General features: G+C 28.5%; 18 protein-coding genes. 4 read left to right on the forward strand and 14 right to left on the reverse strand.

Features of this window, described 5'->3' with window-relative positions:
- Nucleotides 1–59 precede the first annotated feature (59 nt).
- The 14 genes from hbs to purR all read right to left on the reverse strand — a co-directional run bounded on the left by hbs (nt 60) and on the right by purR (nt 17,179).
- The gene (hbs, locus tag Q1J60_RS04825; RefSeq protein ID WP_003450698.1) at nt 60–335 is read right to left on the reverse strand and encodes a non-specific DNA-binding protein Hbs; all 276 of its coding nucleotides are present in this window, start codon (nt 333–335) and stop codon (nt 60–62) included.
- A 216-nt stretch (nt 336–551) separates the two neighbouring features.
- On the reverse strand, nt 552–2,003 hold the full coding sequence (yabN, locus tag Q1J60_RS04830; protein WP_300259139.1) for a bifunctional methyltransferase/pyrophosphohydrolase YabN: 1,452 nt from the start codon (nt 2,001–2,003) through the stop codon (nt 552–554).
- Between the two features lie 29 nt (nt 2,004–2,032).
- Nucleotides 2,033–3,565 (reverse strand): putative polysaccharide biosynthesis protein, encoded by a 1,533-nt coding sequence (locus tag Q1J60_RS04835; protein ID WP_300259141.1) that lies wholly within the window; start codon nt 3,563–3,565, stop codon nt 2,033–2,035.
- Nucleotides 3,566–3,760: 195 nt separating this feature from the next.
- On the reverse strand, nt 3,761–4,309 hold the full coding sequence (gene spoVT, locus Q1J60_RS04840) for a stage V sporulation protein T (RefSeq protein WP_300259142.1): 549 nt from the start codon (nt 4,307–4,309) through the stop codon (nt 3,761–3,763).
- Nucleotides 4,310–4,504: 195 nt separating this feature from the next.
- The gene (locus tag Q1J60_RS04845) at nt 4,505–5,533 is read right to left on the reverse strand and encodes a peptidylprolyl isomerase (RefSeq protein ID WP_300259144.1); all 1,029 of its coding nucleotides are present in this window, start codon (nt 5,531–5,533) and stop codon (nt 4,505–4,507) included.
- A 90-nt stretch (nt 5,534–5,623) separates the two neighbouring features.
- Nucleotides 5,624–9,133: a transcription-repair coupling factor gene (gene mfd, locus Q1J60_RS04850; RefSeq protein ID WP_300259146.1), complete on the reverse strand. Its 3,510-nt coding sequence runs from the start codon at nt 9,131–9,133 to the stop codon at nt 5,624–5,626.
- A 30-nt stretch (nt 9,134–9,163) separates the two neighbouring features.
- Complete coding sequence (gene pth / locus Q1J60_RS04855; RefSeq protein WP_300259148.1) at nt 9,164–9,730, reverse strand: aminoacyl-tRNA hydrolase; 567 nt, start codon at nt 9,728–9,730, stop codon at nt 9,164–9,166.
- 126 nt (nt 9,731–9,856) lie between these two features.
- On the reverse strand, nt 9,857–11,014 hold the full coding sequence (locus Q1J60_RS04860) for a S1C family serine protease (RefSeq protein ID WP_300259150.1): 1,158 nt from the start codon (nt 11,012–11,014) through the stop codon (nt 9,857–9,859).
- 20 nt (nt 11,015–11,034) lie between these two features.
- Entirely contained in the window at nt 11,035–12,444 is a 1,410-nt protein-coding gene (locus Q1J60_RS04865) for a sensor histidine kinase (RefSeq protein WP_300259152.1), read from the reverse strand.
- Nucleotides 12,444–13,130: a response regulator transcription factor gene (locus Q1J60_RS04870; protein WP_003450635.1), complete on the reverse strand. Its 687-nt coding sequence runs from the start codon at nt 13,128–13,130 to the stop codon at nt 12,444–12,446. Before Q1J60_RS04870 ends, Q1J60_RS04865 begins: the two co-directional genes overlap by 1 nt.
- Nucleotides 13,131–13,400: 270 nt before the next feature.
- Nucleotides 13,401–14,360: a ribose-phosphate diphosphokinase gene (locus Q1J60_RS04875; protein WP_300259154.1), complete on the reverse strand. Its 960-nt coding sequence runs from the start codon at nt 14,358–14,360 to the stop codon at nt 13,401–13,403.
- 56 nt (nt 14,361–14,416) lie between these two features.
- Nucleotides 14,417–15,781, reverse strand: coding sequence for a bifunctional UDP-N-acetylglucosamine diphosphorylase/glucosamine-1-phosphate N-acetyltransferase GlmU (glmU, locus tag Q1J60_RS04880; protein WP_300259156.1), 1,365 nt, complete (start codon nt 15,779–15,781; stop codon nt 14,417–14,419).
- A 209-nt stretch (nt 15,782–15,990) separates the two neighbouring features.
- A complete protein-coding gene (spoVG, locus tag Q1J60_RS04885; RefSeq protein WP_057258181.1) occupies nt 15,991–16,263 on the reverse strand; it encodes a septation regulator SpoVG in 273 nt (90 codons plus the stop codon).
- Nucleotides 16,264–16,375: 112 nt separating this feature from the next.
- A complete protein-coding gene (gene purR / locus Q1J60_RS04890) occupies nt 16,376–17,179 on the reverse strand; it encodes a pur operon repressor (RefSeq protein ID WP_300259157.1) in 804 nt (267 codons plus the stop codon).
- Between the two features lie 358 nt (nt 17,180–17,537).
- Here purR and murC point away from each other — a divergent pair, with 358 nt between their 5' ends.
- From murC to Q1J60_RS04910, 4 genes are all read left to right on the forward strand, one after another.
- Nucleotides 17,538–18,911 (forward strand): UDP-N-acetylmuramate--L-alanine ligase, encoded by a 1,374-nt coding sequence (gene murC, locus Q1J60_RS04895; RefSeq protein WP_300259159.1) that lies wholly within the window; start codon nt 17,538–17,540, stop codon nt 18,909–18,911.
- 213 nt (nt 18,912–19,124) lie between these two features.
- Nucleotides 19,125–20,144, forward strand: coding sequence for a LacI family DNA-binding transcriptional regulator (locus tag Q1J60_RS04900; RefSeq protein ID WP_300259161.1), 1,020 nt, complete (start codon nt 19,125–19,127; stop codon nt 20,142–20,144).
- A gap of 115 nt (nt 20,145–20,259) precedes the next feature.
- On the forward strand, nt 20,260–21,081 hold the full coding sequence (locus tag Q1J60_RS04905) for a purine-nucleoside phosphorylase (protein ID WP_300259163.1): 822 nt from the start codon (nt 20,260–20,262) through the stop codon (nt 21,079–21,081).
- 95 nt (nt 21,082–21,176) lie between these two features.
- The gene (locus tag Q1J60_RS04910; RefSeq protein ID WP_300259165.1) at nt 21,177–22,403 is read left to right on the forward strand and encodes a NupC/NupG family nucleoside CNT transporter; all 1,227 of its coding nucleotides are present in this window, start codon (nt 21,177–21,179) and stop codon (nt 22,401–22,403) included.
- Nucleotides 22,404–22,438: the final 35 nt, after the last annotated feature.

Genomic DNA, 22,438 nt, shown 5'->3' on the forward strand with positions numbered 1-22,438 from the left:
CCCGAGTAATAACTCGGGCTTTTTTAAAGTTAAATTAACAAAACTTAAAATATCTAAAATTAAGCGTTAACTCTTTCTTTTAACTCTTTACCTGGTTTGAATACAGGAGCTATTGAAGCAGGTATTTTTATAACTTCTTTAGTTCTTGGATTTCTTCCTTCTCTTTCAGCTCTTACTCTAGTTTCAAAAGTTCCGAATCCAACTAATTGAACTTTATCACCATTTTCTAGAGTTTCGCTAACGCTTTCTATGAATGCTTTTAAAGCTAATTCAGCATCTTTTTTAGTTAAGTTGCTTTTTTCAGCCATGCTTGTTATTAATTCTGCTTTATTCACTTTTACATCCTCCTTAAAATTCCAGTTAGTTTACTGCAATAATTGTTTACCAGTTATCAAAATGAACTAGTATCAACTTATATTATCATAATATATATTTCTTTCTTTGTATAGTCAATACTTTCAATTTTTACCCTAAAAATACTGATATTTTTGCATTTTTTTTAAAATTTATGCTTTTTTTAATTTTAATAAGCCATAAATTAATAAAAACACTTATTTTTCACTTGTTTTAGCCTCTTCCCATAGTTTATCCATCTCTTCTAAAGTCATATCCTTTAAATTCTTATTGTTTTTTATTGCTTGATTTTCAATATAAGAGAATCTATTTATAAATTTTTTAATTGTCTTATCTAAAGCTAGTTCTCCATCAACTTCTAAGAATCTTGCTACATTTATACAAGCAAAAAGTAAGTCACCTACTTCACCTTCTATTATTGACTTGTCTTCACAATTATAAACCTCTTTTATCTCATTTAATTCCTCTTTTACCTTATCCATAGCACAATTTACATCATCCCAGTCAAAACCTACCTTTTTAGCTTTCTTTTGAACCTTATAAGCTCTTGTTGTAGCTGGAAGAGATTTAGCTATGTTTTTCATTTCTTCTGATAGAGTTTTTATACCTTTTTCTTCTTTCTTAATTTCATCCCAATTTACTAAAACTTGCTCTGAAGTATTTAATTCTTCATTTCCAAAGACATGAGGATGTCTATTTATCATTTTATTTGATATTCCACCTATTACATCAATAATATCAAAATATCCATCTTCTTTACCTATAGAAGCATGGAAAACAACTTGAAGCAAAACATCACCAAGCTCTTCTATTAAAGCATCCTCATCTTCATTTTCAATAGCATCAATTACTTCGTAGCATTCTTCTAAAAGAGCACTTTTTAAACTCTCATGAGTTTGCTCCCTATCCCAAGGACATCCACCTGGATTTCTTAAGGTTTCTATAATATCTAATAAATCTTGAAAATCCTTTTTATTTCCTAAATCTTTAGGTATATATATTGAAGTTAAATAATCTATATCTTCTTGCCAATCTAATTCATATAAAGATATTTTTCTTATACTCTCTAAACCTTCAACTCCAGCTGCTCTTACAAATATTATTTCAGTATCATCTTCATACCCTTCTAAAAGTTTTAACTTAACTTCTGAAGCTATGAAATTATTATAAACTTGAGTTATTATAGTTCCAACACGCTTATCTAATATTTGATTTTTCATGTCAAAGGCATCAATTATTTTTACACCCTCTATTGGATCTACTTGCAGAGCTTCCATCATAGCATCTACAAAGCTAACTGCTGGCAATACTTCATACTCAATATTATTTTGTTTGCATAATTCAATTAAATTAACCACAGATTTTTCTGCCACTAAAGGATGACCTGGTACTGCATATATTAAATCTTCATCATCATTAATTTTAGTTATTAAATCCTCTGCAATATATTTATATACATCATCAAAGCTATCATATCTTTCATATGCATGATCATACGATTCAAACTTAATCCCTTCATCTTTTAAGAAATCCACTGTAGGATGTTTTTCTGTTCTAAAATATATATTTTTATTGTTTTTTAATTCTTTTAAAGCACCTATTGTTAATGCTTCATAGGCACCTGGCCCTAGACCCATTATCTTAAGCATTCCATATTCTCCTTCGCAACATATAAAAATTAATTTCTTAGTCGTCCCTTTATTTCCTCTACGCTAAAAATTTTAAGTACAAACAATGATATCATATATATAATAATACCCACAAATATAGCTATTAAGCAAGATATACTGTTACTTCCACTATATTTTAAAGCTTGTGTATATAAATATAAAACTGTGCCAATCATTAAAATTGATGCGAAGATAGGCTTTATTAATACATCTTTTATATTAGGAGAGTATTTAAACCTCTTAGCCATATATAGTAAATTTAATATTAATACTACAAAATAAGATATTATTGTTGCTATTACAGCACCATAAATATTTAAAAATCTTATAGGTATTAAATTCATAGTTAATAATACTTTTAAGATACACCCTATAAAAAGATGAAAAACAGGTCTGTAATAATACCCCATTCCTTGCAATATTGATGTTGTTATCTGTGTTCCAACTAAAAATGGAACACTAATTGATAAATATTTTAATATCATAAATCCATCAGCTTTTCCTGGAAATAAAAGATTCATTATAGGTTCTGCCATAAAGAATAAACCTAAAAAACATGGAATAGAAACTATCATGCATAATTTCATTGTAGTATTTATCTTTTCTTTAACTTGTACTTTATTTTTAAGAATATATAATTCAGAAATTATAGGTATTATTGAAGCTGCTAACGCAGTAGCTAAGGTCATTGGAATATTTGTAAACACAGTAGCTTTTCCTGTCAATTGAGCATATAAAACGGTAGCTTCTTGTCCTGTAAATCCAGCTTGTAAAAGTTTTTGAGGAACTAAAACAGAATCTATAACTCCCATAATACTGCCTACAGCTGCACCTATAGATATAGGAAGGGCTATATTTATTATTTCCATAAATATCTCATGACTACCTTTTATCTTGCCTAGATTAAAGCTTTTTTTTATATTTTTGTATTTAGGAATTAAATATACGGCTGCTACAAAAGCTCCAGCTACAGCTCCAAAAGATGCTCCCCCTGCAGAGTATTCAATCCCTTTATCTATCAATATATAAGCTAATCCAACACCAACTATAACTCTACCTATTTGCTCTAGTATTTGAGATATTGCAGTTGGAGTCATATTTTGAAATCCTTGAAAAAATCCTCTAATAGGAGTTATTATTCCTATTAATGTAGGAGCTAAACAAATTCCTAGTATAGAGTAATAAGCTTTATCATCCCATTTTAAAAATGGTAAAAGAAACTTACCACCTACAGCTAAAAATATGCTTGTCCCTATTCCTAGTAAAACCATTACCTTTAAAGCTTCTTTTATTACTTGAAAACTTTCCTCATATTTCCCTAAAGCATTTTTTTCAGATACTAATTTAGATACTGCTATAGGTATTCCAGCTGCAATTGCAACAAAAAGCATATATAAAGGATAAGTCATTTGATAATATCCTAATCCTTCATCTCCTATTAACATTATTAATGGCCATCTAAAAAACAAACCAAGAAACTTGGCTAAAACACCAGCACAAGCAAGTACAAGACTACCTTTTATAAGAGATTGTTTCTTCATAAAATACCTCCAAATTTAAATTAAACAAACTATATTAAAATTCTATATTTAATACTTATTAAAATTACATTGATTTAATATTACTTAATTTAAGTAATAATTTACTTTCTTTAAATTAAGTCTCATTTTATATTATTTTAAATTCAGAGGTATTATTACTATTTAAAATACAAATATTTAATTATGGTAGCTTTATTATTGCTCCATTTGTTTACCTAAGAATGCAGCTGCTGTTTCTGCTAATTTTTGTTCAACCTCACCTAAAACTTTGCCCTCTTTAGAAAGTATAACTACGGATCCTATAGCATCACCTCCAGCTAATATAGGTGCTATAACCTGACAACTATATTTACTTTCATCATCATCACTATAAATTGGTATTAAACCCTTATTATCAGTACCTAATACTACTGATTTTCTCTTATCCATTATATTCTCTAACTCATCACTTATTTTTCTTTCTAAAAACTCTTTTTTAGAAGTTCCACTTACAGATATAAATTCATCATTATCTGATATAAGAATTATATGACCTGTAGATTGGTGTAAAGCTTCAGCATATTCCTTTGAAAAGTCTGTTAGTTCTCCTATTGGTGAGTATTTTTTTAATATTACTCCACCATCTCTATCAGTAAAAATTTCTAAAGGATCTCCTTCTCTTATTCTTAAAGTTCTTCTTATTTCTTTAGGTATTACAACTCTACCTAAGTCATCAATACGTCTTACTATTCCAGTAGCTTTCATTTATATTTACCTCCCTTTATAAATTCTAATCACTAATCTTTGTCTACACTAATAGTATTTAATTTATTTGAAATTTTATGCATATTCATTATATTTATGTAATCTTTAAATTTAATAGCCAATTTAAGAAAATATCTATCAAAATTTCTAAAAAAAAAAGACTTATGGAATAACTTCCATAAGTCTTAATAATAACTATTTGCTTAGTTTTAATCCTTCTTTTAATTTATCATCATAAACTTTAACATTTAAATCTTTTTTCCATTGATCCATATCAGTTTTTAATGTTTGTGAAACTTTTTGTTGTTTTAAAATTTGTATTATTTGTGATTTAACCTCATCAAATGGTAACTGTGCTCCTTTTTCATAAGTAGGTCCAGCTTGAATTATATGGTATCCAAATTGAGTTTTTATAGGCTTAGATATTTCTCCTTCTTTTAATTGTTTTAATCCATCTGCAAATTCTTTAGCAACTTGTGCATTTTCATCTGGTACTACTAAACTTTCTGCAATAGGCATCTTATTCTCTAATTTATTATTTTCATATTTTGAATATAAATCATTAAATGTTGTTTGTCCTGATTGAATTTCATCATAAGCTTTTTGAGCCTCATCTTCATTTTCAAATAATAAGTGTCTTGCTAAGACACCCTTAGCTTGAACTTCAAATTGTTTTTTATTCTCATCATAGTACTTTTGAGCTTCTTCGTCAGTTATTTTTGTATTCTTAGTAACATTCTCTACAACTGATTCAGCTATAAACTGATTTTTTAAATAATCTTTAAATGTATCTTCAGTATAACCCATACTTTCTACTGCTTTTTTATATCCTTCTTCACCATATTGCTCTTTATATTTTTTAACTTGTTCATCAACTTTTTTATTTAAGTCATCTTCACTTGGAACTATATTCTCTTTCTTTGCTTCAGCTACTAAAACTTTTTCTTCTACCATACTATTAAGTATACCCTGTCTTTGTTGTAATATTTGTTGTGCAGCTTGAGGATCGTCCATATACTTATCACCATATTGGCTCTTCATTTGTTCAAAGACTCCTTTTAAATGTGAATCAACCTCTCCTAAAGTTATTTTCTCCCCATTAACCGTAGCTACAGTAGTCTTATCAATAGCGGCTTGAGTTTTTTCTACCATATTACATCCAACAGCACTAAACATTAAAACTCCCACTAGTGCAGATGCTACTATTTTTTTTACACTTACCATTTTAATACCTCGCCTTTCTCAGATTAAAATTTACATAATATTCTATTTAAATTCTATTTTAGTATATCAATGTTACAATAATATTTCAATTTACAAATTATTTAAAGCTATTAACTTATCTAACATTTCTTTAAAAGTAGATAAAACATCTTCTTTTTTCTTATCCTTAACTCTATATAAAATTGTTGGTTTATCTCCAAATTCAATTAATATATCGTCTTTATATCCTTCTAAAAGCATTTTAAATATTCTCTTATCTGTTCTTTCTCTACTTTCAAATATAAATATTATATCTTCATTCTTTTCTTTTATCTCTTCAATATTTAAAAGCTTAGCTTTACTTTTTATATAAGCTATATCCATAAGATTATAAACTGTATTTGGTATATTAGAAAATCTATCTTCTAGTTCTTCTTTAACATATTCATAATCCTCTTCACTTTCTATAGCAGCAATTTTCTTATATACTTCAATCTTTTGAATTTCATCTTTTATATAACTTGAAGGAATAAATGCATCCACTTTTAAATCTACAGTTGTCTCTACTGGCTCTCTTTCTATTTCACCCTTAACAATTCTTATAGTATCTTCTAACATTCTACAGTATAAATCATATCCTATGGCTGCCATATGCCCATGTTGGGCTGAACCCATCATATTTCCAGCTCCTCTTATTTCAAGGTCTCTCATAGCTATTTTAAAACCTGATCCAAGTTCTGTAAAATCTTTTAAGGCTTTAAGTCTCTTTTCTGCAACCTCAGTTAATACCTTATCTCTTTGATATAGAAAATATGCATAAGCAACCTTATTACTTCTACCAACTCTACCTCTTAATTGATAAAGCTGAGAAAGTCCCATTTTATCTGCATCATTTACTATTATTGTGTTTACATTTGAAATATCAATTCCTGTTTCTATTATAGAAGTACATACTAAAACATCGTACTTCCTTTCCATAAAGTCTATCATTTCATTTTCTAACTGTCTCTCTGTCATTTGTCCATGAATAACAGTAGCTTTACATTCTGGAACAAGCTCTTGTATATAGCTAGCCACTTCTTGAATACTTTCAACTCTATTATGAACAAAATAAACTTGACCATCTCTATTAATCTCTCTTAAAATGGCATCTCTAATAAGTTGATCATTTTGTTCTACAACATAGGTTTGAATAGGATACCTATTCTCTGGTGGAGTCTCTATTACAGAAATATCTCTCACTCCTGTAAGTGACATATGAAGAGTTCTAGGTATTGGAGTTGCACTTAAAGTAAGAACATCAACATTCTTCTTAAAACTCTTAATCTTTTCTTTTTGTGTTACCCCAAATCTTTGCTCTTCATCCACAATAAGAAGTCCTAAATCCTTAAACTGAATATCTTTAGAAACAAGTCTATGTGTACCTATTAATATATCAACATTTCCTTCTTTTAAAGCCTTTAGGGTTTCTGTTTGTTGCTTCTTAGTCCTAAATCTACTTATCATATCAATAGTTATAGGAAATCCAGCAAATCTTTTTTTCATATTCTTATAATGCTGCTCTGCTAGTATTGTTGTAGGCACTAAAAATGCTACTTGTTTTCCATCCATTACAGCTTTAAACGCTGCTCTAATAGCAACCTCAGTTTTTCCATATCCAACATCACCACAAAGCAATCTATCCATAACTTTATTTGCTTCCATATCGCCTTTTATATCTTCAATAGCTGATAATTGATCTTGGGTCTCTTCATATGGAAATTCATCTTCAAATTGCTTTTGCCACTGAGTATCCTTTGAGAATTTATAGCCCTTTACAGTTGATCTCTCCGCATATAATTTTACCAAGTCACCAGCTATATCATTTATAGATTTTCTTACCTTAGCTTTAGCTTTTATCCACTCATTTCCTCCTAATTTACTTATCTTAGGAGAAGCACTATCTGCTCCAATATATTTTTGCACTAAATCTAACTGTTCAACTGGTACATATAGCTTATCACCTTTTAAATATTCAATATCTAAATAATCTCTTTTATGTCCTTGAACTTCTATTTGTTTTATACCTTTATATACACCTATACCACTATTTACATGAACTACATAATCTCCAGGCTTTAACTCAGCAAAACTCTTAATTTTAGATACACCTTTTGATTTTTTTCTCTTAGTTCTTTTAGCTCTTTTACTCTCACCAAAAACACTCTTATCTGATATTAAACAAAGTTTCATATCAGGATAATCAAATCCTTTATTCTGCTCTCCAAATGTTATTACAACTTCTCCATCATTTATTTCATAAACATTATCTTTATATACACTCTCTATCTCTAATTCTCTTAAGGTACTTACTAATCTTTCTCCCCTTGGTCTTGTTCCTGAAAGTATTAAAGTTCTAAATCCGTTTTTCTTATTCTCTTTTATATCATCTATAAGCATATCAAGTTGACCTTGATATCCACTCTTAGTACTTTGTTTTACCTCAACTCTATTTAAACATTCTATAAACCCACCATCTCCAAAAGGAGATAAATTTATTATTTTATGCTTCTTAAATGATTCTTCTACCACTTCTGAACTTAGGCTTAAATTAATTTGAGAAGGCAATATACTTCCTCTTTCCAAGAAAGCTTCATAGTTTTCAGTAAACTCAAACACAGTACTTTCTAGTTTTCCTTTACATCTCTTAGCATCATCAATTATAAATGTATAATTATTTAAATAATCAAATAATGTTGCTGGCTTATCAAAGAAAAATGGTAAATAACTATCTATATTTTCAAAACTCCAATTTTCTTGTAATGCTTCTATGTTACTTTCTATTAATTTTCTAAGTTTCTCTTTGATATCCTTATCAGAAACTTTATTTTCAAACTCATAAAGTTCTTTTCTCATCTTCTCTATAGCATTCTCTATAGTTTCTTTACTTAATATAACTTCCTTAGCCGGAAATATTTCTGCCCTATTTACTTTTTCTATACTTCTTTGTGACTCTACATTAAAAGTTCTAATAGAATCAACTTCATCTCCAAATAATTCTATTCTAAAAGGATTAGCTGAATTAGGAGGAAATACATCTAATATTCCTCCTCTTAATGAAAATTCACCTTTTCCTTCAACCGTTTCTAATCTTTCGTAACCTGATTCAATAAGCTTATTAGAAATCTCTTTAAAATCGACTTCATCTCCAACTTTAATTTTTAATATATGACTTTTATAAAGTTCCTTAGGTGTATAAGTTGCTGCAAAAGCATCTATAGAAGTAACTATAATTTTTTTAGTACTTCTTAGCATTTCCTTTATAACCTTTAATCTTGCCCATCTTAAATCTCCAGAAATAGCATCTATATTGTAAAATACAATCTCTCTTGAAGGTAAATAATACACATTAGACAAGTAAAAAGATAAATCCTCATATATATTTCTAGCTTCAATATCATTATGTGTAACAACAACTATAGGCTTATCTGATTCCTCATATATACCATTTATAAAATATGATTTTCCTGAATCAGATAAACCATTTACCATTATTGGATAATTACCATTTTCTATAAAGGATTTAACCTTTTGAAAAGCATCACTATTTAATAAGGGAGCCATTAACCCCTGTAACCTCAATCTAAACACCACCATTCTAATATAAATAACTTATTCTATATTAACTCCATTAAATTTATTCATTGATTCCTTAGCATCATTTTTTAAAATTTCAACTATTGCATCACTTGCTACTGGAATAACTTTTTCTATAAGCTCTCTATCTTCCTTTGAAAATTTTCCTAAAACGTGATTTACTAAGTTATCTTTAGGTTGTCCTACACCAACTTTAACCCTTGGGAATTTATCTCCACCAAGATTTTGTATTATACTCTTGATTCCATTATGCCCCCCAGCACTACCTTTTTCTCTTATTCTTAATCTTCCTATATTTAAGCTTATATCATCATAAACTACTATTATTTCATCATCTTCTAGCTTATAAAAGTTAGCAAGTTCTCTTATGCTTTCTCCACTTAAGTTCATATATGTTAAAGGTTTTAATAAAATAACCTTTTTATTATCTATAAATCCTTCACCACAAATACCTTTAAATTTTTCCCTATTTATATCAATATTATACTTGTTTGCCATATAATCAATTACATCAAACCCAATATTATGTCTAGTTTGCTCATATTGTTTTCCAGGATTTCCTAATCCAACTATTAAAATCATATTAACCTCCATTTTGATTAAATTTTTATTTTTTTAATTAAACCATTCTTTAATTATACTTTTACTATTAATATAAAACAACAAAAAACCCCTCACTAAATTATGTGAAGGGTTATATTCTTTTAATCACTTTAAAGTTACAGAAATATCTTTTATGGTATCTCCTCTTATAACTTTAAGTTTAATTATGTTACCTACAGAATATTTTTTCAATAAGTAAGCTAAGCCTTCTATATTCTTAACCTTCTCATCATCAACTTCAACTATTATATCTGTTGGCTTTATTCCTGCATTAAATGCATTTCCATCTTTATCAACATCTTCTACATAAACTCCATAAACATCGCTCTTTTCATCTGCAACAGTAGATCCTGTAATCCCTAAGGTTACACTTGCATTAACTTCACCTTTTCTTATTATAGAATCTGCTATTATTAAAGCATCATTTATTTCTAGTGCATAATATACTCCTGGCTTAGAAAATTTATTAGTAAAATACAAACTATTTATACCAATAACTATTCCATTATAGTCACATAATATACCACTATTATTCTCTGAATTTATTAAAGAATTAGTTTCTATAAGATCAAAAACCTTAGAATCAGAATTACCCTCTTCTACTATACTTGTTTTCTTTATAGGCGCACACACTATTCCATTAGATACAAAACCTACCGGTTCTTCACTTGTTGTATTTCCTAATGTTGCAACTTTTTCGCCTGTTTCTATAACCTCTAATTCTGATGTTGAAACACTTTTTAATCCATCAGCCTCTATTTTTAATACTGCAATGTCAGTATCCTTATCAAACCCAATAATTTTAGCCTCAAAAGGACTTATATCATTACTTGATATTTTTACATAAATTTTTGAAAAATCTTTTATTGCAATATAACTAGTTATTATGTATCCATCTGTCCTTATAATAGATCCAGACACATTTTTACCATTTTCTTTTCCTATAGCTAAATTATTCTCATCATCACTAATTGTAACTAAACTAGATGCTGATTTATTTGCTAAATTAGTTATATCATATCTTCCATCTTTTATTTCATTTAAAAGATTCGATTTTTGTTCTTTCATAGTTAAACCTTTTATATAGTATCTAAAGGCAATAAAACTTACCAAAGCAATTAAAACAATAAAACTAATTAACCTTAATAATCTTTTTATCCAAAACCTTTTTTTATCCTTCTTTATAACTATATTGTCATAGTTTTTTTTATTTACTCCATGGAGATTCTTCCCCTTTTTAGAGTTCTTAAAAAAATTCCCCATAAAGACCTCCTATGCAATACTTATTTAACTTTAGTTAAAGTAAAATTAAATCTAACACCTTTTATTTCACCATTTTTACCTTTGACATTTTCAGCCCAAATATCTTCTTCTAGTTGCAGTATTATATTTCTCACAATAGATAATCCTAATCCTGTACTAGTTTTATTACTTCTTGCCTTGTCAACTTTATAGAATCTATCCCAAATATGAGTTAAATCATATTCATTTATTCCTTTACTAGTGTTAAATATGCTAACAACAATCTTACTTCCCTTTGTCTTAGTTGATATCTTTACTTCACCATTTTCATCACAATATTTTATGGCATTATCAACTAAGTTAGTAACAACTTGTATTAATCTATCATTGTCTCCATAAACATATAATTTTTCGCTCTCCAATAGAACTTCAATTTTTATATTTTTACTTGAAGCCTTTTGATTCATCTTTAATACAGTTGTCTCTATAATTCTATTTAATTCTAACTCACTTATATTAAACTCTAGTTTTCCAGCTTGCATAGCAGATAAATCTAATAAGTCATTTATAAGTCTAGTTAATCTACTTATCTCATCATTTACTATAACAAGATAATACTCTTCTTTATCTTTAGGAATAACGCCATCTAATATGGCAGTTATAAAGCCCTTAATTGATGTCATTGGTGATCTTAACTCATGAGATACATTAGATATAAATTCTCTTCTATTTAGTTCTGCTTCTTCAATAGAAGTTGCCATTATATTAAATGACTCAGCTAACTCACCAACCTCATCATCATAAGAAACATTAACTCTATTTCCTATTTCTCCATTAGCAATTTTTTTCGCAGCATTATTTATAACTTTTAAAGGTTTTATAATTATCTTTCTTGAAATAAAATATATTGCTAAACCTGAAAAAATTATAGCTATAGCTACGCACATCCATACAATTTGATTAATTCTAACAAGAGAATCTGATAAAGCACTTAAAGGAGTAACTATTGAAACAGCTCCTGTAAACACTCCTTTATAGAAGATAGGTTTAGAATATATAAATTCATTTTTTTTCTTCTCCTCTATAGGAATATTCTCCTTTAATGTTTTCATATCATCATCATCTATTTTTGTTCGCTTTAAATAATAATATTTTTCATTAGAAACTGAATATATGTAACCATAACTATCAATTAAATAAATATCTGCTTTTAACGAATCTCCTATAAATGATATAGATTTATCTAATTCACCTAAAGTAGTTTCACTATTCATAAATGAATTTACAACTTGTTCTATAACTTCTGCTTCTCCAGATAAGCTTTTTAATCTTTCTTGATAATATTCTTCTCTAAACAAGCTAGAAAGTATTATACCTACAATAAAGAAAGTAATGCATATTGTTACGCTTAGTGTTAATATTAACTTTGGAACTAAGCCACGCCATCTCATTATTTCACCTCAAATTTATACCCAACACCCCAAACAGTTTCAAGTTGCCAGTCTTCTCCACCGTTTAATTTTTCTCTTAATCTCTTTATGTGAACATCAACAGTTCTTGAATCACCTGGATAATCATATCCCCAAACTTCACATAATAATTGATCTCTTGTGAAAACTTTATTCTTATTACTTGCAAGATAGTGTAAAAGTTCAAATTCTTTAGGAGGAGTTTTAACTTCTTCTCCATTGTATATAACTTTATATGAGTTAGCATCTATAGTTAAACCTGGAAAGTTTAATACTACATTATCAGGCTCTTCTCCTGAATATCTTCTCATAACTGCTTTTACTCTCGCTAATAATTCTTTTGGTTCAAAAGGTTTAACTACATAGTCATCTGCACCAATTTCTAAAGCTAATACCTTATCAAAAGTTTCTCCTTTAGCAGTTAACATAATTACCGGAACATTACTGTCTTTTCTTATCCACTTTAATACTTCCATTCCGTCAATTCCAGGCAGCATCATATCTAATACAACTAAATTAGGGCTAAAATTAACAAACTCTTCTTTAGCAGCCTTTCCATCATGTGCTACTTTAACGTTATATCCTGTAGTTTCTAAATACATTTTTATGACTTCACATATATTTTCATCATCGTCTACAATTAAAATCTTTCCTAATAAACCTTCCATAAAATTCACCTCTTAAAATCCTTTCTGTAACTATTCTACATTTGTCCTTATTTTGTGCAATTTTATGCTTTAAAAAATATCAAATATTTTTCATTTAACATCTTATTAATGCATATAAATAAAGTGTAAAACATTTATTGTTTTTTATCAATTTATAATTAACAAAATTATTTTATTTTTACATTTTAATCAAATTTAAACGTTTTTGTTCAAAAAAAAGTTTAAATTTTTAGTGATTTTACAAAAAAAGAGCGAAATATTCGCTCTTTTTTAATCTTGGAATAATCCACTTAATGGTTCATCATCATAAATTCTATTTATTGCATCTGCCATAATAGGTGCAACTGATAATGATTTAAACTTATTTAAATCATCTTCTTTTTTAAGAGCTATAGTATTTAACATTACTAACTCTTCAATAGCACTATTATTTATTCTTTCCAATGCAGGACCTGATAATACTCCATGAGTACAACAAGCATATACATTTTTTGCTCCTAAATCTTTAAGAGCATTAGCTGCATTAGTTATTGTTCCTGCAGTATCTATCATATCATCTATTAAGATACAAACTTTGTCCTTAACATCTCCTATTATGTTCATTATTTCAGATACATTTGCTTTTGGTCTTCTTTTATCAATTATAGCTATTGGAGCATTAAGTTTGTCTGCAAACTTTCTAGATCTAGTTACTGAACCTAAATCTGGTGAAACAACAACTACATCATCTCTATCAGCTAGTCCTTTATCAACAAAGTATTTTGCTAAAATTGGTGATCCTAGTAAGTGATCTACTGGTATATTAAAATAACCTTGAATCTGAGGTGCATGTAAATCCATAGTAAGAACTCTATCAGCACCAGCTGCTGTTAATAAGTCAGCCACTAGTTTAGCTGTTATTGGATCTCTTGATTTAGCTTTTCTATCTTGTCTAGCATATCCATAGTACGGTATAACAGCATTTATTCTTCCTGCTGATGCTCTTTTAAAAGCATCTATCATTATTAATAACTCCATTAAGTTATTATTTACAGGACTACAAGTTGATTGAACTATAAATACATCACAACCTCTAACAGTTTCTTTTATATTTACTGATATTTCTCCATCACTGAACTTACCCACTTCTGCCTTACCTAGAGGAATGTTTAGAGCCTCTGAAATTTCTCTAGCTAATTCTGGATGAGAATTGCCTGTAAATATTTTGATATTTTTTAAATGATTTTCCATTTAGTGAAGACCTCCTTAAAATTAAACCTAACCTTTTACATTTGTATATTTAATGCTTATTTAAGCTTTTTTCTTTCAACCCAGCCCTCTATATTCTTTTGTTTAGCTCTTGCTATTGCTAAATTTCCTTCTGGAACCTCTTTAGTTATTGTTGATCCTGCCGCTATATAAGTATTATCTTTTACTTCTACAGGTGAAACTAAATTAGTATTACATCCTATAAATGAATCATCACCTATAATTGTTTTGTGTTTTTTGTTTCCATCATAGTTAACCACAACTGTACCACATCCAAAATTACATCTTTGTCCAACTTCAGCATCTCCAATATAAGTTAAATGTGACACCTTTGTATTATTTCCAATTTTTGATTTTTTAATTTCAACAAAATCACCAATTCTAACATTTTCTCCAATGTTACTTTCTGGTCTAACATAAGCAAATGGTCCTACAGTTGTTTCATCACCTATTTTACTATCTAAAATAACTGAACTTTGAATTTCAACACCATTTCCTATTGTACTGTTATTAATTCTTGAATTAGGATATAAAACACAATCTTCTCCAATTACAGTTTTTCCTTCTATAACATTACCTGGATAGATTATAGTGTCCTTACCAACAACTACTTCTGGTTCTATATATGTGTTTAGAGGATCTATTATAGTAACTCCATTATCTAAATGAGTTCTATTTATTCTATTTCTCATTATGCTTTCAACTTTAGCAAGTTCAGTTCTTGAATTAACACCTAAAGTTTCTTCAAAATCTGTAATCATTGCTCCAACTTTCTTATTCTCTTTCTTTAATATTTCTATAACATCTGTTAAGTAATATTCTCCTTGAGCATTATCATTTGAAAGTTGTTCTAAAGAAGTTAATAAACTTTCTATATCAAAACAATACATTCCTGCATTGATTTCTTGTATTTTTATTTCTTGCTCATTACAATCTTTATGTTCTACAATTTTCTCAACTGATTCACCATTTCTAACTATTCTTCCATAGCCAGTTGGATTTTCTATCACTGATGTTAACAGTGTAGCTGAATTCTTTTCATTGATATGTGTATCAACTAAATTTTTAACAGTTTCAGGCTTTATTAAAGGAGCATCTCCTGTGAATATAGCTACTACTCCTGTCTTTCCTTCTAAAAAGTCTTTTGCACATTTAACAGCATGGCCAGTTCCTAACTGCTCTGCTTGTAAAGAATAACTAACATTTCTTGATGTAGTTCTTTCTTTAACTAATTCAGCACCTTTTCCTATTATTACATTAACATCTTCTATCTCTGCATTTCTCATAGCATCTACAACATGATTAACCATTTCTTTTCCACAAGCTTTATGTAGAACTTTTGGTAACTTAGATTTTATTCTAGTTCCTTGACCTGCTGCTAATATTATAGCACATTTATTCATAAAAACACCTCTTTGTGATACTCATTTTATTATATAAGCTATACTATTTAAATTTAATCTCTTCTTTTTTTGAGAAATCTTCAAATTTCTCATTTTCAATTATATGTTAATAAATTGCTTATTTCAATAATAACTTATTAGCGACATTTACATGTAATTTATTATGTTAGAAAAAAAAATAAAAGGAAGATATCTTCCTTTTATTAAAATTATTCTTGTACCTCTAAGTTTTTAACCTTTTCATATTCATCAAGAATAGCTTTTTGAATTTGCTCTCTAGTTTCTGTATTTATAGGATGAGCTATATCCTTAAACTCTCCATCTGGTGTCTTTCTACTAGGCATTGCTATGAAAAGTCCATTTTGTCCCTCTATGACCTTTATATCATGTACTACAAATTGATTTTCAAAAGTTACTGAAACTATAGCTTTCATTTTACCTTCTGCAGATATTTTTCTAATTCTTACATCTGTAATATTCATTATGGTACACCTCCAGTTGTTATTACTATGTATATTCTATGAAAAATATAAAAATCCTTCTTTTTTTCATATTTTTTGTAAATTATTTTTTAACACACAGTAACTTTAAAACTTACATAGATGGTACCATTTTCACTCCATCTTCATTTATCTCAATAATATCAATTAAAGACACATAATCTTTAGTTATTTTATTTGTTGATAATTTGTTATCTATTAACACTCCAATTCCCATAAGCTCAGAATCGAACTCTTTTAATAAATCAACTAATCCCTTAGCAGTTCCGCCACCTCTCATAAAATCATCTATGAATATACATTTACTTCCCTGCTTTAATGACTTTCTAGATAAGCACATCTGCTGTATCTTACCTGATGTTCCTGAAACATAGTTTATTGAAACTGTTGATCCTTCTGTTACTTTACTATCTCTTCTTGCTGTTATTAGTTGTACTCCTAAACATTTAGCTACTTCATATGCTAATGGAACTCCCTTAGTCTCCACAGTTATTACATAGTCTATATCCATATCTTGAAAATAAGATGCTAATATAATAGAAGCCTTACTTATTATGCTCGGATTAAACATTATATCTGTAACATATAAAAAATTACCTGGAACAACTCTATTACTTTCACTAGCAATTTCACATAATTCTTCTAAAAACTTTTTCTTTTCTTCTTCACTCACTTCAGGAATATATCTTATTCCTCCAGCAGCTCCAGCTATTGTCTCAACTTTTCCCATAGAAAATTTAGATAATATTTCTCTAACAATCACTATATCTTCACTTATTGTTGATTTAGCTGCATTTAAAAGTTCTGAAAACTTATTTAATCCTATTATTTTATTAGGATTTTCTATAAGAACTTTTGTTATAATCGATACTCTACTATTTCTACTTAATTTCTCCATATTAATCACCTGACCTATATAAATTTCCAGTATATATTTCCCACTTATAATTCATATTTTATTCTTTATGAAGCACATATATTTTTATAAATATTTTCCTTTTTATTCTGCATTTAAAACAATTATAACAAACTTTATTAAGACTGTTAACCAGTTATGTATTACTCGTTGCGAATTTCAAGACTTTTTTATTGATAATTATTAAGTTATTATATAATAACTGTATAAATATTTGTAAATCATTTTGACACTAAAATAAATAAATTTTCATAAAATGATTTTAAAAAGAATTTTTTTGTGCGCTTTTTCAAAAAAGTGTATATAATTATTAATGTATATAAGTAAAGGAGTGAATATCTTGGCTTTCAATTTATTAAAAGATATTAATAAAAAAGTTCATTTCATAGGAATAGGTGGAGTTAGTATGAGTGGCTTAGCTGCTGTATTACTTAACGCTGGTTACAAAGTTTCAGGGTCTGACTCAAAAGAATCAGAAATTACTAATAGATTAAAAGAAGAAGGTGCCAAAATATACATAGGTCACAATAAAGATAATTTACAAGACGTTGATGTAGTTGTATATACTGCAGCAATACCTAACGATAACCCTGAAATAATTAAAGCTAAAGAAGATAATCTTATTTTAATGGATAGAGCTGAATTTTTAGGACAAATTATGAAAGGTCATAAGTTCAATGTTGCTGTAGCTGGAACTCATGGAAAAACCACTACTACTTCAATGATTTCACACATTGCCCTTAGTGCTGATTTAGATCCTACAATATTAGTTGGTGGAGATTTAGATATTATCCATGGAAACTTTAGAGTTGGAAACAGTGAATATTTTATAACAGAAGCTTGTGAATATAAACAAAGTTTCTTAAGATTTTTCCCTTATGTTGGAATAATATTAAACATAGATGCAGACCATCTAGATTTCTATAAAGACATAAATCATATAAAAGATACATTTAAACAATTTGTTATGCTTATACCTAATGATGGATATATCATAGGAAATGCTGATGACGAAAAAGTTATGGAAGTTCTTAAAGTAGCTAAATGTAATGTATTAACTTATGGAATTAACAATGGGGATATACAAGCTAGAAACATAGAGTTTAATGAAAGAGGTTGCGCTACTTTCGATGTATTTAGACATGAGGAAAAAATTCTTTCTCTTTCTTTAAATGTACCCGGCATGCATAATGTATCAAACTCATTATCAGCTGTATGTTTAGCAGAAATATTTAATATAAATGCTGATTCAATAATATCAGGATTATCATCATTTGGAGGAGCTCATAAAAGATTTGAATACAAGGGTACTAAAAATGATATAAATGTTATTGATGATTATGCTCATCACCCTGTTGAAATAAAGGCTACTCTAAGCACAGCTAAAAAAATGAATCACAATAGAATAATCTGTGTGTTCCAACCACATACTTACACAAGAACAAAAACTCTTTTCAATGATTTTGTTAAATGTTTTGATGATTGTGATGAGCTTGTTTTACTGGATATATATGCAGCTAGAGAAAAAGATTTGGGAGAAATAAATTCAAATCAATTAGGAGATGCTATAAGAGCTCATGGAGTTAAATGTACAAATGTACACTCTCATGAAGAGGCATTAGAATATGTAAAAGCTAACTTATCAAAAGACGACATACTTTTAACAGTTGGAGCTGGTGATGTAGTTAAAGTTGGTGAACTCTTCTTAGAATAAAGTACTAAAAAAAGACTATTTTAATAAAAATAGTCTTTTTTATTTGCATTATATCAAAAATAATGTTATCATTTACAAGTAGTGATTCTCATTTTTTTGATGCTACCCTATGTAAGCGATAACACACTTAATAAAAATTTAATTTTTATTAGAAAAATATTTGTTTAATTATTTTATAAGTTAATCTATAATAATGTACAAGGGGAGAATAACATGTCTATAACAATTAATAATATTGCAAAAGAGGCAGGGGTTTCTTTAGCAACAGTTTCAAGAGTTATAAATAATTCTGGATATGTTAAAGATGAGACTCGTGAAAAAGTTATGAAAGTTATAAATAAATATAATTATACGCCTAGTGCTATTGCTAGAAGTCTTTCAAAAAATATTACTAATACTATTGGAGTTATAGTTCCTGATATTACAAATCCATTCTTTGGATCAATAATAAAAGGAATAAGTGATGTTGCAGAATCAAATAATCTTAATTTAATTCTTTGTGATTCTAGTGAAAGTATTGATAAAGAAATAAAAGCTATTAATACGTTAAAAGAACAAAGAATCAGAGGTATTATAATTTGCCCAACTTCTGTTGAAAATGATTTAAATAGTAAATATTTAAAAGCTATTACAAACTTAGGAATACCTGTTATATTAGTTGATGGTAGTCTTAAATATCATAATTTCAATGGAGTTTTTGTGGACAACATTAAAGGTTCTTACGATGCTACTGAAGCTTTAATCAAGGCTAACCATACTGATATAGCTATAATTACCGGCCGTATGACATCTAAACCAGCTCAAGATAGATTATTAGGATATGAAAAAGCATTGATAATGAACAATATCCCAATAAATAGTGAATTGATTTTTTACGGAGATTATAGAGAAGAGAGTGGATATGAATGTACAAAAAAAATCTTATCAATGAAAAATAAACCTTCAGCAATTTTTGTATGTAACAATCTCATGACTTTAGGTTGCTTAAAAGCTTTAAGAGAAGCAAATCTTAAGTTATCAAAAGATATTTCATTAATTTCTTTTGACAATATACCTATATTAGATACATTAGGAGTAAATCTTAGCCATATAAATGGTCCAACTAGAGAACTAGGAGAGCTTAGTATGAATTTATTGATAGACTCTTTAAGTAATGACTCTAAAAAAGAATTAAATAGTATAACAATAACTCCTGAACTTGTTTTAAAAGGTTCTGAGAAATTAATAAAATAATTACAAGTTTAATTTAGACTTTTATAAATTTTAAAGTAAGCGTTACCACGCGCTAGAAATATTCCACAATTAAAATTATTACTAAAACAAATTTTTCATTAAGAGGTGTCGAGTTATGGATTTATCAAACAAAATTAAAACATCTGCTGAATACATAAAAGGTAAAAGCAAATACAAACCAACAATAGGACTAATATTAGGATCTGGATTAGGAGCTATAGCTGATCAAATCGAAAATCCTGAATATTATCCATATAATGAAATTCCAAACTTCCCTGTATCTACAGTTGAAGGGCATGCTGGAAGATTAGTTATCGGAAAATTCCAAGGTAAAGAAGTTATTGCAATGCAAGGAAGATTTCACTACTATGAAGGTTACTCAATGCAAGAAGTTACTTGCCCAGTAAGAGTAATGAGATTATTAGGAGTTGAAACATTAATAGTTACTAATGCTGCTGGAGCAGTTAATAAAGATTATACTCCTGGAGATTTAATGATAATATCAGACCACTTAAATTTATCAGGATCAAATCCTTTAATAGGTAAAAACTTAAGTGAATTCGGTACTAGATTCCCTGATATGTCAAATGCTTATGATAAAGATTTAAGATTACAAGTTAAAGATATAGCTAAAAACTTAGGAATAGAAGTAAGAGAAGGGGTATATGCTATGTTTAGTGGCCCAACTTATGAAACTCCTGCTGAAATAAGAATGGTTAGAACATTAGGCGCAGATGCAGTTGGTATGTCAACAGTTCCTGAAGTTATAATAGCTAACCATAGCGGAATGAAAGTTATAGGTGTATCATGCATGACTAATATGGCTGCTGGTATATTAGAACAACCTCTTAATCATGAGGAAGTTATGGAAACTTCAGCTAAAGTTAGAAAAACTTTCATAGAATTAATGACTAATATTATAAAAGAAATTCAATAAAATTAACTTAAAATACATTTTTAGCTTTTAATAATTAAAAAACTAGTATAAAATAAATTTAATAAAAAAAAATACACATGAAAAGGAGAAAAAACGTGGATAGGTTTATTGGTGTAATAGGTCTTATTTGTATTATTGGTATAGCTGTTCTTTTTTCTGATAACAGAAAGAAGATCAACTGGAGACTTGTTGGAACAGGTCTTTTACTACAAATTATTTTTGCTTTATTAATCTTAAAACTTCCTGCTGGAAGAGCAGCATTTGAATGGGTTAGTAATGGAATAACTAAATTATTAGATTTTACTAAAGAAGGTAGTTCATTCTTATTTGGATCATTACTTGAAACAGACAAATTCGGTATGATATTTGCTTTACAAGTATTACCAACAATTATCTTCTTCTCATCATTAATGAGTGTACTTTATCATTTAGGTATAGTTCAAATAGTAGTTAAAATTATTGCTAAAGGTGTTGCTAAAGTATTAGGAACAAGTGGTGCTGAAACTTTCAGTGCAGTTGGTAATATCTTCTTAGGTCAAACAGAGGCTCCGCTATTAGTTAAACCATATATAAAGAACATGACTAAATCAGAGCTATGTGCAATCATGATAGGTGGTATGGCTACTGTTGCTGGTGGTGTTATGGCTGGTTATGTAGCTATGGGTGTTAATGCTGGTAACTTATTAGCAGCATCAATCATGGCAGCACCTGCTGGATTAATATTAGCTAAAATACTAGTTCCTGAAACTGAGGTTCCTGAAACTAAAGGTGGCGGAACTTTAGACCTTAAAGTTGAAAGTGAAAATGTTATTGAAGCTGCTGCAAATGGTGCTGCAGAAGGTTTAGGATTAGCTTTAAACGTTGGTGCTATGCTTCTTGCATTCGTTGCTCTTATAGCTATGGTTAACGCATTATTCGGAGCAATTGGTGGTTTATTTGGAGCACCTTGGTTAAGCTTAAACTGGATTCTTGGTAGATTATTCTCACCATTAGCATTCATAATGGGAGTTCCAACTAAAGATATATTCGTAGCTGGAGACTTATTAGGAATTAAGTTAGCAGTTAATGAATTCTTAGCTTATTCACAATTATCAAATTATATTGCAAGTGGAACATTAGATCCTAAGACTGTAATGATATTAACTTATGCTCTTTGTGGATTCGCTAACTTAAGTTCAGTTGCAATTCAATTAGGTGGTATAGGTGGATTAGCTCCAGAGAAAAAACCAACTATAGCTAAATTAGGATTTAAAGCACTTTTAGGTGGTGTATTAGCTACATGTATGACAGCTACTATTGCTGGTATCTTATTTAGTGCTTAATAATTAGAAAAACTTTAAATTGTTATAATTATAAA

The sequence above is a fragment of the Clostridium sp. genome (assembly GCF_029258205.1).
Classification (GTDB): domain Bacteria; phylum Bacillota; class Clostridia; order Clostridiales; family Clostridiaceae; genus Sarcina.

Excerpts from the sequence above, each read along its gene's own strand:
- yabN (WP_300259139.1), bottom strand. The coding sequence starts at position 2,003 with ATGCTTAAGATAATGGGTCTAGGGCCAGGTGCCTATGAAGCATTAACA.
- Q1J60_RS04835 (WP_300259141.1), bottom strand. The coding sequence starts at position 3,565 with ATGAAGAAACAATCTCTTATAAAAGGTAGTCTTGTACTTGCTTGTGCT.
- spoVT (WP_300259142.1), bottom strand. The coding sequence starts at position 4,309 with ATGAAAGCTACTGGAATAGTAAGACGTATTGATGACTTAGGTAGAGTT.
- Q1J60_RS04845 (WP_300259144.1), bottom strand. The coding sequence starts at position 5,533 with ATGGTAAGTGTAAAAAAAATAGTAGCATCTGCACTAGTGGGAGTTTTA.
- pth (WP_300259148.1), bottom strand. The coding sequence starts at position 9,730 with ATGATTTTAATAGTTGGATTAGGAAATCCTGGAAAACAATATGAGCAA.
- Q1J60_RS04860 (WP_300259150.1), bottom strand. The coding sequence starts at position 11,014 with ATGGGGAATTTTTTTAAGAACTCTAAAAAGGGGAAGAATCTCCATGGA.
- Q1J60_RS04865 (WP_300259152.1), bottom strand. The coding sequence starts at position 12,444 with ATGAGATGGCGTGGCTTAGTTCCAAAGTTAATATTAACACTAAGCGTA.
- Q1J60_RS04870 (WP_003450635.1), bottom strand. The coding sequence starts at position 13,130 with ATGGAAGGTTTATTAGGAAAGATTTTAATTGTAGACGATGATGAAAAT.
- Q1J60_RS04875 (WP_300259154.1), bottom strand. The coding sequence starts at position 14,360 with ATGGAAAATCATTTAAAAAATATCAAAATATTTACAGGCAATTCTCAT.
- glmU (WP_300259156.1), bottom strand. The coding sequence starts at position 15,781 with ATGAATAAATGTGCTATAATATTAGCAGCAGGTCAAGGAACTAGAATA.
- spoVG (WP_057258181.1), bottom strand. The coding sequence starts at position 16,263 with ATGAATATTACAGATGTAAGAATTAGAAAAATATCTGCAGAAGGTAAA.
- purR (WP_300259157.1), bottom strand. The coding sequence starts at position 17,179 with ATGGAGAAATTAAGTAGAAATAGTAGAGTATCGATTATAACAAAAGTT.
- Q1J60_RS04900 (WP_300259161.1), top strand. The coding sequence starts at position 19,125 with ATGTCTATAACAATTAATAATATTGCAAAAGAGGCAGGGGTTTCTTTA.
- Q1J60_RS04905 (WP_300259163.1), top strand. The coding sequence starts at position 20,260 with ATGGATTTATCAAACAAAATTAAAACATCTGCTGAATACATAAAAGGT.